The organism is Azospirillum tabaci, from assembly GCF_014596085.1.
Lineage (GTDB): Bacteria > Pseudomonadota > Alphaproteobacteria > Azospirillales > Azospirillaceae > Azospirillum > Azospirillum tabaci.
Genome location: NZ_JACCJY010000058.1, coordinates 1 through 14,000, shown reverse-complemented (window position 1 = coordinate 14,000; position 14,000 = coordinate 1). Strand labels below are relative to the sequence as shown.

Genomic DNA, 14,000 nt, shown 5'->3' with positions numbered 1-14,000 from the left:
GTCGATTGCGCGCCGAGCCCGATGGCGATGCCGACCACCCCCGCCCCGGCGAGCAGCGGCCCGATCTCGATTCCCAGCGAGGACAGCACGATCATGACGACGATGGCGACCAGCACGACCTGAAGGAACTTCCGCAGCAGCGGCAGCAGCGTCGCCATGCGCTGCCTGCGGGACGACGGCCCGTCGTGCCGGGCCTCCTCCAGCGTCCGGTCGATCGCCCGAACCACCATCGTCCAGGCGACGTAGCCCAGCAGCAGCACGACCGTCACGTTGAACAGAAGCCGCAGGGCGATGCCGGTCGCTCCGCTGGCCTGCTCCACCCGGAAGCCCCAGATGGCCGCGGTGGCGAAGACGCCGACGACGAACAGGGCCGACCACAGCGCCCGCATCACCCGCGCCACCGCGGCCTTCCCCGCCTCCGTCTCCTCCCCCCGGTAGAAGCGCGCGAGCGGGCGCTGGGCCATCAGGGCGATGGCCGGCACGGCCAGCGCCACCAGCAGGCTGGCGAGCATCCGCGGCCCCGTCGCCGGCTCCAGCCGCACCGCCGCCGCCGCGACGACCAGCCACAAGGCGACGAGATAGACCGACGCCGCCACCGCCCACAGCCCCAGCATGGGATGGTCCTGCGCCTCCATGCCCAGCGGACGGGCAATGGCCTGCGCCACCGCCGCGCGCCCACGCCACACGCGATGGAGCAGATAGAGGAAGGGCACGGTGCTCAGCGGCAAGCCGATGGCCACGATGGCGTTCCCGCCGACCCCCAGCGCCAGCAACAGATCGACCAGCCCGAGCACCGTCGCGGCCAACGTCACGGTGACCACCCCCGTGCGGTGCAGCGCGCGCGCGTCGGCGTCCTCCAACGGGATCAGGCGCAGCCCTGAATGGCGCGGCGCGCAGAGGAAGCGGATCAACCGGTCGGTCAACAGCACGGTCAACGCCGCCTGGAGCACCGCCAGCAGGACCGCCGGGGCCGCGGGGTGCGGCGGACGCACGATCGCGTAGACGACCAGCACGCCGAGCGCGAAGGCGCCCACCGGCACCAGCCCCAGCACGAAGCGCAGCATGCCCGTCAGCAGCGGTGCCCCGCCGTCCGCCTCCATCTTCCGAAGCGGCCCCGCCAGGACCCGGCTCGTCAGCAGGAACGCCGCCGTGCCCGCCGCAAAGAGAAACAGCAGGCCGCGCAACAAACGCAACGGATGCACCGCCGCCTCGCGCCCGTTGGGGCGGGCAAAGGCGTCCGAAAGGATGGATGGCAACTGTGGATAAGTGGCGGCGACCGCTTCCAGCCGCGTCGCGTACAACTCCAGCGCCGTTGCCGCTCCCGCTGCCGCAGGGACATGGGCATCGGCCGTCTGCGCCATGGCCCATCCGGACGGCATGATCCCGAACAGCAGTGTGGCGAGCAAGGCAAGAACCGGCCACCGGACCAAAGTGCGGCGCATCCCCGTTTCCTTGTCCATGGGACCATCCTGCCGGAGAGCGACGGAGCGTGCTCATCGGGCTGGAAAGGCCGCGCCGATGGTTGGGACCGACGCTTTTGGACGCTCGTCCGTCCCTCGATCATGAAGCCAGTACGTTACCGTTGCCTACCGGCCGGCCGTGCAGCGGATCGCGCGCCATGGCTCTGACTTTGGACTGTCCCGAAGCATGGGAAAGGCCGGAGTCCGCAGCGGGCCGACGAGTGTCGCGTATGTTACCGTAACACCCTGGTTCGTCACCTGACTGCACGACCAGACATCATCAATGCTTCCTAAAATGCACGGATTCGCAAACAGGTTACCCAACGGTCACGTTACCCAACGATCACAAGGAACCGCCGCATGCGCATCTTATCCATCACGTCCCTTGGGCTTCACGCCGCCACTCTGGTCCTGACGCTGGCCGTCGCCACCCCGGCGCAGGCGCAGTTCGGTCTGTTTCTCGGTGGGCGCGGCGGGGTGGACTTGACGGACGAGGATTGGGACCTGTTTCGCAAGGCGCTCGGCGACGCCCTGACCCCCATGGAGGCAGGACGGCGCACCGAATGGAGCAACCCGAAAACCGGGGTGCGCGGCGATGTCGTCGTGCAGAAGGTCCATGAGCGCGATGGAGCGCCGTGCGGGGACGTTCAGGCCAACTTCATCCGGCGGACCGTCCAACCCTACAAGCTGACCTTTTGCAAGATGCCCAACGGGCAATGGGCCATCGCGCCCTGACGGGCGCCGGGGTCATCGCGCCCTGACGGGCGCCGGGGTCATCGCGCCCTGACGGGCGCCGGGGCCATCGCGCCCTGACGGGCGCCGCCTCCCCCGTCAGAACCCGGTTTCGCGGATCAGCACGGCAAGCGCGGTGCGCCAGAAGCGGTCGGCCAGACTGCGCGCCTCGCCGTCCACGCGGGCCACGCCTCGCATCTGGTGGGCGGGTCCTGCCTGCGTCCGGTCCAGCGGCGCCAGAACCACCCGGTAGACGGCCTCCACCGGCTTCAGGTTGGAGCGGGCGGCCTCGGCGTTCGTCCGCCCCATCGACGGCCCGGTCTGGCTTTCCACCGCAATGGGACCGCCGTGGATTGAGGCCAGGGCGGGAACATCCAACCCCTTCACGCCCACCCGGTCCACCGCCGTCACCCGTGCCTCCATGCGCGGGCGCAGCGGGTCGTCGGCGTGGAACACCGCGCCGGCCCCCACCATGACGCGCGTGAGGTCGTTCTCGGCCACATAGCCGACCAGTTCACCGCCGCCGTCGGCCACGATCTGGCCCAGCGCCAGCGACGGTCCCACCCAACGGCCGGGGCGCAGCGCGTCGGCCACATCCACCACCGTGCCGGCGATGGGCGCTCGGATTTCCAGCCGCGCCAGACCGTCCAGCAGGCCCTGCCGGTCGGCCAGCCCGGCGGCCAGATCCTCCTCCATCACGCGCACCCGATCCAGCCCGTCGCGGGCGGCCAGCATGCGGTCGATGCGATCCTGGGCCAGCGCGATGCGCAGTTCCGACTGCTGGAGCCTGCTCGTCAGTTCCGGCGCCTCCAGGCGGAACAGCAGGTCGCCCGCCGCCACGCGCTGGCCGGGCTGGACCAGCACCTCCGCGATGCGCGACGGGACAGGGGCGAACAGGGTCGAGAAGCCCTCCGCCCGCCACACCGACGGCACGGCGATGGTTCCAGTGACCGGCACGAAGGCCAGCCAGACCAGCGCGGCCAAGCCGCCCAGGGTCATCAGGAGGTTCCGGTTGGGCCGCAGGCTGCCCCGCCGCTCCCACCATTCCTTCATCTCGTTGACCAGCGGGCGCAGGATGAACCAGCCGACTTCCACCGCGAACAGCACGATGCCCAACACCTTGATGAAGACGTGATAGACCAGCACCGCGATGCCGATGAACAGCACGAGCCGGTAGACCCAGGTGGCGAAGGCGTAGGCCAGCATCACCCGGTGCATCCACGGTTCGAACCGCTCCGGCACCTCGTCGCCCAGGCCGAACAGCCATTCCCTCAGCCGCCAGCGGGCCAGCGCAAAGGCGCGGTCCTGCAGGTTCGGCACGTCCAGCGCGTCGGCCAGCAGGTAATAGCCGTCGAAGCGCATGAAGGGGCTGAGGTTGATCGTCAGCGTCGTCACCCAGCTCACCGTCGCCACGAAGAAGGCCGCGCTGCGCAGCGGCCCGTCGGGCAGGAAGCTCCAGGCCAGCGTGGCGAAGGCGGCCAGCGCCAGTTCCGTCAGCATGCCCGCCGCGGCGATGTGCAGACGGGCGCGGCGGGAGACCAGCCGCCACGCGTCGCTGGTGTCGGTGTAGAGCACCGGCCACATCACCAGAAAGGCCGCTCCCATGGTCGGCACCCGGCAGCCGAAGCGTTTCGCGGTGTAGGCGTGCCCCAGCTCGTGCAGCGTCTTCGTCACCAGCAGGGTCACGCCGTAGAGCGCCATGCCCTCCAGCGAGAAGAAATGCAGAAAGGTGTGGGCGAAACTGTCCCACTGGCGCATCGCCAGGATGAGGCCCAGAAGTCCCGCGCCGATCACCGTCCACAACCAGGCGCGGCTGTAGAAAGGCGCGACGTAGCGCACCGTGGCGTTCAAGAAGGCGTCGGGCCGGACCAGCGGGATGCGGAAGAACAGGTAATTGTGCAGCAGCCACATCCACCAGGACGTGCGCCGCGCCGCCGTCTGCTTCGCCAGGAAATCGACGTCGGCGCCCTGGGTCAGGTTGCTGCCGGCCAGGAATTTGTAGAGGCCGACCACGTCCTCCGCCTCCGGCTGCAGGACCGTCTCAGCGGCCACCGCGGCGGCGATGGCGCGGGGCGATCCGTGATGCCAGCGGGCGATGACCTCGAAGGCGCCGTGGCCGATGCGGAAATAGCGGTTGCGGACCGGATCGTGGATCGTCCAGCAGGGCGACCCGTCGACGGCGGGCGGGGCCGGCAGCAGCTGCAGCTCCTCGCGCAGCGGCGGCAGCCGCACGCTGTCCAGCGGATCGACCGGCGTGACCGCCGCCGGCCCCGTCGTCATGCCGATGGCGGCGGCGCCCATGGCTCAGAGCCCCACGGTCTGGCGCAGCGCCGCCAACGGACGGCGGAAGAGGTAGAGGGCCAGCGGCACCCGCTCGCCCTGGATCTTGGCGGTGCCGCGCAGCCCGATGCGCGGCGTCGCCTGATCCGGCGCCAGATCGGCGCGCACGCGGTAGGCCAGGACCCCGCCCGGAGTCAGTCCCGGTTCATAGCTGGCGTGGGACACCGTCGCGCGCAGCGGGCGCAGGGGATCGACGTTCAGATAGAGGCTGACCTCCGCCCCCTCCTGGAGCACGATCGCGTCGTTGACCGGCACATGCACGTCCACCTCCGCGGCCTGGGGATCGGCCAGGGTCAGGATGCGCTCACCCACCGCCACCGGCTTGCCCAGCCAATCGTTGGCGTCGGTGAAGACGGCGATGCCCGTCCGCTCCGCCTTCACGGTGACGCGGTCCATCAGGTCGCGGGCGAAGTCCATCTCCGCGCGGCGCAGCTCCACCTGGGTCTTCAGCTGGGCGATGCGCGCCTTGCTCTGCGGGTCGGTGAAGGCCCCCTGGGACGCGGTCAGCAGCTCCGCCTCCGCCGAGGCCAGCGCCTTGCGCGCAACCTCCAGGCGGCTTTTCAGAACCGACGATTCGAAGCTGAACAGAGGCTGGCCGGCGCTCACCGGCTCGTTCGGCTGGACATGGAAGCGTTCGATGACGCCTTCCAGCGGCGCGCTGACGATCAGCGGGTCGCGTGGAGCCACCTCCGCCGGGGCCAACGTCGATTGTGGTACCGGGATGGCCAGAACCGCCGCCAGAGCCGCCACCACCGCCAGCGCCCAAAGCCCCTTGCGCGCCCGCACCCCGGAGCGTCGCCCGGCCCGGGTCAGCGCCCACCAGGCATGACCATATCCGCCGGCGAGCTGCCCGAGCAGCACCGTCTCCCCTTCCGTCCACGCATCGTCGCGGGCGAGCCACAACACCGCCGTGACGGTGCCGTCCAACCCCGGCAGGGGCACCCACAGCGCCTGCGTCGGTCCCCACTGCCCCCAGTCGCGGGCCAGTGCGGGCGGCACCTCCGTGGCGGCGATGCTGTGCAGGTTGCGCGCCTCCGCTCCCACGGCGATGGCCGAGGCCGCGGCCTCCAGCCAGCGGGTGAAGGGGGCGTCCCGCTCCGGGACGGCGACGTTGGACACGGCTTCGAGCCGCGCCTTGCCCGACGGCGCCACGGTCAGGAAGACCGCCTGCTGATAGGCGATCATCCGCCGCGTCTGGTTCACCATGAGGAAGCGCAGCGCTTCCGGGTTCTGGGCCTGCCGGGCCTCCTGCTGCAAGTTCAGGAGGAGCAGGAGGCTGTTCAGCGGGTTGGCCGCCTCCATCCGGACGGATTTGACGTCATCGGGCACCTTTGGCCTCCTCCGCCGGGTTGAAGCGGGCGGTTCCGCTCATGCCGGCGACCAGGTTCGGGGCGTTGCCCTGCTTGTCGGCCAGCAGCTTGCCCGTCACCTTCAGCGACTGGCTGACCGGGTCGACGCGGGCGCCGATCAGGGTGACCTCGCCGTCCAGGGCCTCGCCCGTCTCGTCGATGCGAAGCTCGAACCGTTGGCCGGGCTTCAGCCAGACCAGCCAGGAGGATGGGACGATCAGTTCCACCCGCAGATCGCGGTCGGACAGCACCTCGAGCAGAGCCGTGCCGGCGGGGACGGACTCATGCTCGCGAATCCGCTGCTCCACCACCTTGCCGTCGAAAGGCGCCTTGACGTCGCAGCGGCGAACCTCGATCTCGGCCTTGCGCAGGTCGGCGCGGGCGGCCTCGGCCTTGACCTCGGCCATTTCAACCTCAGCCCCGCCAATGGACTTAAGCTGCTCCAGCCGGCGGCTCTGCCGCACCGTGACGTCGGCGGCGCGCAGGTTGGCGCGGGCCGCATCGACCGCCGCCTGATAATGGCTGCAGTCGAACGCGATGAGCGTCTGGCCCGCCTTGAAGGACTGACCCGCCTCCACGGTGATTCGCCCGATGCGCCCGGCGATCTCGCTGGACAGAACGGCGTGCTGCCGCGCCTCGATCAACGCGCGCACCCCGCCCTCGGGGGCCGGCGCCGGGTCGGCGGCGGCAAGCGGCAGAGGAACCAGCGCGATAGACAGCGCGGCGAGGAAGCGTGAGGGGCGAAAGCGGCACATCATGGACGAGATTTTCTGCACCCTTTGCTCCGGAAGCGCAACGATCCAGGATCGGCAAGCGGTCCTGCACGCTTATTTGTTTCAGCATCGGTGCACCGGCACAGCCGAAAGGGGGCGGCGCCGGTGCGCCACCCCGTCGGCATCAACGCGCCGAGGCACGCCCCATCGGGGCCAGCGCGCTCAACGGCACCGAATAGACCTTCGCCGGCTCCGACGAGGACGGGCTGTAGGACACCGTCATCGGGACGGTCATGGAGGCGGCCGGCTGCAGCGGCAGTTCGGCCACCGTCACGCGCTCCGGCACGGCGGCCTTGCGCTCCGCCGGTTCCTCGCCGCGCGCAGCGACCGGTGCGGCCTTCGGCTCGGCCGCCTTCTCAACCGGAGCCTTCTCAGCCGGCGCCTTTTCCGCCGGCGCCTTTTCAGAGGTCGTGGCGGGAACCAGAAGATCCTGGAGGCGCGCCGTGCCGCCGGCCTTCTGCTGCCAGGCACCCAACCCGTCGGACACCGCCTGACGCAGCGTCGTCAGATCCTGGGACGGAACCGCCTCCGGCATCGGATCGACGCCCGCCGACACCATGACGCGCGCGTAGGCGTTCTGCAGGTCGGCGTAGACGAGATCGCGCCGCAGATCGGAGACGAGCTCCGACACCTCGGCCTGGATGACGCTCATGTCGCCCTGCTGGCCGACCGTGCTGCTGTTGACGTACTGCTGCCGGATGCGACGGTCGATCGACGCCTGATCGGCGTTGAGCGAAAACTCCTGCGACAGCTCGCGGAACTGAACCATCGCCACCCGCACCTGACTCAGCACCGCCACACTGAGCGCCTGACGGCGGAAAGCGACCAGTTCTTCCTGAGCCTTGGAGAAGGCGTGCGTGTCTGGGGCCGAGGCCAGGGACAGGATGTTCCACGACACCCGCGCCCCGTAATCGGCCCAGCGCTGGTTCAGCAGGAAGCTGTTGCTGTCGTAATGCAGGCCGGCGTTCAGATCGATGCCTGGCAGCAGCTTCAGCAGGGCGCGGCGCGTCTCGTCGGCGGTGATGCGGGCGTTGTAGGACTCCTCCAGCAGCTCCGGACGGTTGAGGAGCGCGTAGGTTTCCAGGGACTCGACCGACGCGGTGATCGCCGGGACGTCCTTGCCGGTGACGTCCGGCGGCATCTGGATGGAGAAGTTCTCACCCGGCGGCAGGCCCATCAGCGCGCCGAGCTGCGATTTGGCGGCCACCAGCTCGCGCCGCAGCGTCTGAAGCTGGCGCAGCGTGTCGACCAGCGCGCGCTGGTAGGACAGGGTTTGCAGCGGGGCCTGGACACGCTGGGCTTCCAGGGCGTTCGCGTTCTTGCGGGCCGCCTCGATGCGCTTCTCCAGCGGCTCGATCCGCTTCAGCAGCCGCTCCGCCGCGACCGCGCGCCAATAGGAGGTGCGCACGTCCTGCAGGATGCCCTGGACGACGCGGCGGCGGCGCTCGTCGGCGATCAGGACGAGATTGGAGTTCTGGCGGGCGCGCAGGTAGCTGACGCCGAAATCGAGAATGTTCCAGGTGAAGCCCAGGTCGGCGGTGCGCCGGTGCCGGTCCGTCGCCGTGGTGCTTTCGCCCGTGCGGCGGCCGGTGGCGAGGTTGAGGCTTTCCGACCCGGATTCGTTGTTGCGCCCGGTGTAGCCGGCTCCCGCCACGAGACGCGGCAGCATGTCGAACCGCGACAGGTCGAGCTGCTGGTTGGCGACCGCCATCTCCATCAGCTTCACGCGTTCGTCGAGGTTGTACTTGATGGCCCGCGCCATCGCCTCGTGCATCGACACCGGGCCGGCGATCGGCTCCTGCGGCGCCATGATGACCGACATGTCCTCACGCAGGCGGGACACATTCTCGTCATCGGTCAGGGGCTTCGGGCTGACGGAACATCCGCTGGCGAGCAGTGCGGCAGCGGCCAGGGCGAAGGACGCGCGGGCCTTGTGGCCCCGCGGCCGGAGGGAGGAAGCGAACCGGGTCATTCTCGTCGGCAATCCATTTGGAAAGAAAAGCTTACGCGGGGAAGACGGCGGCGGAAGGCGCGGGCGGCGCTAGGCCGCCCGGCTTCCCGGGGGAACATGCGAGGTGAGGGCGGCGAGCAACGCCGCGGCCTGGGCGTCGGCGGCGCCATGGATCTGGGCCACCTGCCGCGAGAAGGCCGGGCGGGCCGGCGACGACCCGTCGAGGTCGGCGCGCGGGCTGGGAGCCTGTCCCTGCCCCTCCGGCGCGGCCGGAGCATTGCCGGGATCGCCGCCCGCCGGCGCGTCGCCGGACGACGGCTGCCCCCGGCCGGGCGCTTGCCCCTGTGGCTGGCCCTGTGGCTGGCCTTGCGGTCCAGCTTGGCCGCCGGGCCGGTTGGTCGGCGCGTTCTCAATCGTTGACCCGGGTCCCGTCTGACCGCCGGGCCGGTTGCCCGGTGCGCCGCCCAGCCCGCCGGGTGCGATGCCCGGGCCGCCGGGAGCCGCGCTGCCGCCCGGCGTGCCGCCGGAGGCCGCTCCGGCCGGACCGCCGACGCCGCCGTTCAATCCGCCGTTGCCCGTTCCGATGCCCGTCGCCGCACCACCGGCCGCGGGTCCACCCGTCGCCGGTCCGCCCGTGCCGAGGCCCGCCGGGGCCCCACCGAACGCACCGCCACCGACGCCGGCGCCCGTGGCACCCAGCCCGGCACCGATGCCACCCGAAGCGGCGCCGCCCAAGCCCGAACCGCCACCAATGCCGGCGCCAAGGCCGCCGCCCAAGCCACCGCCCAGGCCACCACTGCCCAGGCCGCTGCCGCCGCTGACGACGCCGCTCAACCCGGAGCCGCTCGACCCGCCGGTGCCGCCGCCCAGAACCCCGCTGGACGAACTCGCCGTGCCGCCGCCGGAGGGCGCTCCCCCCATGGCGGAGATCGTGATCGACCGCCCGGCGTCGCTGCTGGTCGAATTGCCGATGCTGCCGATGGTGATCGAGCGCCCGGCATCCGTGCTGCTGTTCCCGTTGCCGGCACCGCTCCCGCTGCCGATCGACGAGCTGGTGATGACCCGGCCCGCGTCGCTGCTCGTCTGCAGGCTGGGCAGGGTCGGCGCGGTGCCCAGCGTCGGCCCGACCGTCTGGGTTGTCCCGGTCCCGGCGGCCGTTGCAACCGTGGAGTTGGACGAGGACGCCGCCGTTGTCGTGTTCCCGGTGGAGGCAGCCGCCACCACGACCGGTGGCGGCGGGGGCGGAGCCACCGAGTAGGTGGTCGTGCCGGCGTTGCCGGTGTTGCCCACGGCATCGCTGGCCTTGGCCGAGATGACATAACTGCCGACACTGAGGTCGGCGGCCAGAGCCAGTTGCCAGGCGCCGGTCGCGTTGGCGCGCGCCGTGCCGACCGGCTGCCCGTTGATCGTCACGCTGACCAGGCTGTTCGCCTCGGCGGTGCCCTGCACCACCGGCGTGCTGCCGGCGGTGGTGTTCAGCGTCACGGTCGGGGCGACCGGCGGCGTGGTATCGATGGTCAGAGTGGTGACCGCCGAGAGGCTGCCGACGTTGCCGGCGCTGTCGGTGGCCTGCACCTGGACGCTGTGCGTGCCGTCGGCCAGCGCCGCCGTGAACTGGAAGATCCAGGCGCCGTTGACGTCGGCGACCGCCGTTCCGGCGACCTTGCCGTCGACGAGCACGTTGACCGTGCTTCCGGCTTCCGTCGTCCCGGCGAGGGACGGGGTGGCGATCCCGGAAATCCGCTCGCCCGCCGCACCGGCGACGGTGGTGCTGGTCACCGACGGCGCGGGCGCCACGGGCACCGCGGTGTCGATCACCACGGTCAGCGCGTCCGACGGATCGCTGACGATGCCGAACCGGTTGGTCGCCGTGGTCGTGATGCTGTGCGTCCCGTCGGTCAGCGCCGTCTGGAAACGATGGACCCAGAAGCCGTTCTCATCGGCCACCGTGGTCCCCACCGCCTTGCCGTCGACCAGAACGGTCACCGTGGCGTTCGCCTCCGCGGTGCCGGACAGCGTCGGCCTCGTCACGTTGGTCAGGCGGTCCGTCGCCGACACGCCGGAGTCTGACAGGCCGCTCAGCGCCGTCCCGACCGGCTTCGCCGGGATCGGGGTGTCGATGCGCACCTGGCTGGTGTCTCCCACGCCCTTCAGGGCCGTCACCAACGCCCCCTGGGCCGCGTCCGTCACGATCGAACCGTTCAGCGCCAGACCCAGGACCGCGATGCCCCGCGGGGCGCGGTCGCCGACCGGAACGACATAGTCGAACCGCAGCAGCGTGCCGGTGCTGCCCGCCGCGTTGTACGTGGCGTTCCGGATCTCGCTTCCGACCGCCAGTTCCAAAACCGGATTGCCGCCGGTGATGATGGACGCTTCGCTGAGCTGCACGAAGAAGCTGACCGTCTCGCCCGGCAGATACGTCCGCGCCGGGGGAGGCGTGACGCTGACCACCGACGGCGGCGTGCGATCCACGGATACGCTGCGGGTCGCCTGGTTCGGGTTGCCCGCCGCGTCGGTGAGGCTGGCGGTGACGGTGTAGGTGGCGCCGTCGGTCAGCGCCAGCAGGTCGCCGGAAGGAACCGTCAGGCTCCAGCGGTTGTTGGTCACCGTCGTGCTGTAGGTCTTGCCGTTCAGCGTCACCGTGACCGTCTGACCGTCCTCGACGCCGTTGGTGACGCCCGACACCGTCTGCCCCACGGCGCTGTCCGCCGCGTTCAGCACGTTGTCGCCCGCGACCGTGGCGATGGCGAGGATCGGCGGCGTGCGGTCGACCGAGACGCTGCGCGTCGCCTGAACCGCGGTGTTGCCGGCCACGTCCGCCAAATCGGCGGTGATGGTGTACGTGCCGCCGTCCGGCAGAGCCAGCAGGTCGGCGGAGGGGATGGACAGGCTCCAGGCGTTGTTGGTCACCGTCGCGCTGTAGGACTTGCCGTTCAGCGTCACCGTGACCGTCTGGCCGTCCTCGACACCCGTGGCGGTGCCGGCCACCGTCTGGGGCACGGCACTTTCCGCCGCGTTCAGCACGTTGTCGCCCGTCACCGTGGTGATGGCGACGGTCGGCGCCGTGCGGTCGAAGGTGACCGTGCGGACGGCGGAGTCGGCGCTTTCCATCCCGGCGATGACCTGACGGACGGTGAAGTCCACGGCACCGCTGAGGCCGGACACATCCACGCCGGCGAAGCTGTAGGCGCCCGACGCGTCGGCCGTGGTCGTCGCCACGAGCGAGCCGTTGGCGTAGAGCCGCACCGTCGTGTTGGCGTTGGCGTTGGCGCCGCTGCCGTCGAAGGTGACGCTGCTCGCCTTAGTGATGTTGTCCGTGTTGCTGTTGCCCGTGTCCGACGCGGGCGCGAGGGCCACGGCGCTCCCCAGGGCAGCCGGGGTGATCGAGAGGCTGGCGGTGTCCGTCGCCACGGAGAAGGCGGAAATCCCGCCTCCGCCCCCGGTCGCCACCTTGGTCCCGGCGGTGCCGCTGGTCTGGTCCCAGGCCCGGAAGGTGATCGCGGCGCCGAGGATGCCGGCGTTGGAGCCCGTCGGCTGGTAGTAGAGCCGGTCCGTCGTGCGCAGCAGCAGAGCGTTTCCGCTGTCGTTCACCGTGCCGACCGCGGTCCAGCTGGTGCCGCCGTCGGTGCTGTAGTACCAGGTGCCCCCTTCCGAGGTGTCGATGCCGACCAGCGCGATGCCGGTGACGGCGCCGCTGTCCACATCGGACACGTTCCCGCCAAGCGCCACCAGGGACGACACGGCAACGCCGACGGCGCCATTCGGCGCGCCTGCCGCCTGGGCGACGCTGGGGAGGGTCAGGACGGTGTCGGTCAGCACCGGGGCGTCGTTGACCGCGGTCACGGCGATGCCCGCCGTCGCGCTGGCGGTGCTGAACTGGCCGCCGCTCCCCTGCCCGCCGTTCGCCGTGGTGTCGTTGCCGACCGTGGTGCCCGCCGTTCCCGCGGTCTGATCCCATGCCTTGAAGGTGATGCCGTTGGCGACCGATCCGTTGTAGTCGGCGTTCGGGACGAACCGCACACGGTCGGTGCTGGCGAGCAGCAGGGCCGACGCACCCGAGACTCCGGAGATGGTGGTCCAGGTCCCGGCCCCGGTCTTGTACTGCCACGTGCCGTTGCTGCTGTCGATCGCGGTGATCGCGATGCCCAGCGTGTTGCCGTCGACATCGGTGGCCGTGCCAGCGGAGGACAGGATGGCCGCCACGGTGTCGCCGTTGTTGCCGGTAGCGTCCTCGTCGATGGCGGTCAGGCTGCGCGCGTCCGTGCTCAGCGCCGGCGCGCTGTTGATGACGGCGGTGTAGGTCGAGGTGGCGGTCTGGGTGCCGCCCTTGCCGTCATTCGCCGTCACCACGACGCGCAGGTACTTGTGCGCGTCGGACGTGGTCAGCGTGTAGCTGGCGCTGGTCGCTCCGCTGATCGACGCGCCGTTGGTGCCGTTGCTGTCGTCCGCCCGGTACCACTGGTAGGTGAAGCTCCGGTTGTCGCCGTCGGCATCGCTCCAGGTGCCGGTCGTCGCGGTCAGCGCGTTGCCCACCGTCGCCGTGCCCGTCACGCTCGGCACCGCGCTGTTCACCGGAACGCTGTTGGTGATCGCCGTGTAGGTCGAGGTGGCGGTCTGGGTGCCGCCCTTGCCGTCGTTGGCCGTCACCACCACGCGCAGGTACTTGTGCGCATCCGACGTGGTCAGCGTGTAGCTGGAACTGGTCGCCCCGCTGATCGAGGCGGCGTTGGTGCCGTTGGTGTCATCAGCCCGGTACCATTGGTAGGTGAAGGTCCGCCCGTCGCCATCGGCATCGCTCCAGGTGCCGTTGGTCGTCGACAGGGCGTTGCCTACGGTCGCGGTCCCCGTCACGCTCGGCACCGCGCTGTTCACCGGAACGCTGTTGGTGATCTCCGTGTAAGTCGAGGTCGCCGTCGGCGTGCCGCCCTTGCCGTCATTCGCCGTCACCACGACACGCAGGTACTTGTGGGCGTCGGAGGTGGTCAGCGTGTAGCTCGAGCTGGTCGCTCCGCTGATCGAGGCGCCGTTGGTGCCGTTGCTGTCGTCGGCCCGGTACCACTGGTAGGTGAAGGTCCGCCCGTCGCCATCGGCATCGCTCCAGGTGCCGTTGGTCGTCGACAGGGCGTTGCCTACGGTCGCGGTCCCCGTCACGCTCGGTACCGCGCTGTTCACCGGAACGCTGTTGGTGATCTCCGTATAGGTGCTTACGGCGGTCTGAGTGCCGCCACGCCCGTCGTTGGCGGTCACCACGACGCGCAGGTACTTGTGCGCGTCGGACGTGGTCAGCATGTAGCTCGAGCTGGTCGCTCCGCTGATCGAGGCGCCGTTGGTGCCGTTGCTGTCGTCGGCCCGGTACCATTGGTAGGTGAAGGTCCGCCCGTCGCCATCGGCATCG

The 14,000-nt window shown here is 70.5% G+C and carries 6 protein-coding genes and 1 pseudogene; 1 reads left to right on the top strand and 6 read right to left on the bottom strand.

Annotation, left to right across the window (positions count from 1 at the left end; all coding sequences use genetic code 11):
- Window positions 1–1,460 (bottom strand): annotated as a pseudogene (locus tag H0B54_RS29010) (mechanosensitive ion channel); the annotation flags it as partial.
- Window positions 1,461–1,820: 360 nt separating this feature from the next.
- Here H0B54_RS29010 and H0B54_RS29005 point away from each other — a divergent pair.
- Window positions 1,821–2,195 (top strand): RT0821/Lpp0805 family surface protein, encoded by a 375-nt coding sequence (locus H0B54_RS29005; protein ID WP_188263224.1) that lies wholly within the window; start codon window positions 1,821–1,823, stop codon window positions 2,193–2,195.
- 96 nt (window positions 2,196–2,291) lie between these two features.
- Here H0B54_RS29005 and H0B54_RS29000 read toward each other — a convergent pair whose 3' ends face one another.
- From H0B54_RS29000 to H0B54_RS30120, 5 genes are all read right to left on the bottom strand, one after another.
- Entirely contained in the window at window positions 2,292–4,493 is a 2,202-nt protein-coding gene (locus H0B54_RS29000; protein WP_188263223.1) for a site-2 protease family protein, read from the bottom strand.
- Between the two features lie 3 nt (window positions 4,494–4,496).
- Window positions 4,497–5,861: an efflux RND transporter periplasmic adaptor subunit gene (locus H0B54_RS28995; RefSeq protein ID WP_343069054.1), complete on the bottom strand. Its 1,365-nt coding sequence runs from the start codon at window positions 5,859–5,861 to the stop codon at window positions 4,497–4,499.
- Window positions 5,851–6,657, bottom strand: a complete 807-nt coding sequence (locus tag H0B54_RS28990) for an efflux RND transporter periplasmic adaptor subunit (RefSeq protein WP_343069053.1) — start codon at window positions 6,655–6,657, stop codon at window positions 5,851–5,853. The genes H0B54_RS28995 and H0B54_RS28990 overlap by 11 nt, the downstream gene beginning before the upstream one ends.
- A 121-nt stretch (window positions 6,658–6,778) precedes the next feature.
- The gene (locus tag H0B54_RS28985; RefSeq protein ID WP_188263222.1) at window positions 6,779–8,626 is read right to left on the bottom strand and encodes a TolC family protein; all 1,848 of its coding nucleotides are present in this window, start codon (window positions 8,624–8,626) and stop codon (window positions 6,779–6,781) included.
- A 69-nt stretch (window positions 8,627–8,695) separates the two neighbouring features.
- Window positions 8,696–14,000: beta strand repeat-containing protein (locus tag H0B54_RS30120; RefSeq protein ID WP_246472970.1), on the bottom strand; the 5,305-nt coding region annotated here is incomplete at its 5' end.

Coding starts and splice junctions, on each gene's coding strand:
- H0B54_RS29005 (WP_188263224.1), top strand. CDS start 1,821: ATGCGCATCTTATCCATCACGTCCCTTGGGCTTCACGCCGCCACTCTG.
- H0B54_RS29000 (WP_188263223.1), bottom strand. CDS start 4,493: ATGGGCGCCGCCGCCATCGGCATGACGACGGGGCCGGCGGCGGTCACG.
- H0B54_RS28985 (WP_188263222.1), bottom strand. CDS start 8,626: ATGACCCGGTTCGCTTCCTCCCTCCGGCCGCGGGGCCACAAGGCCCGC.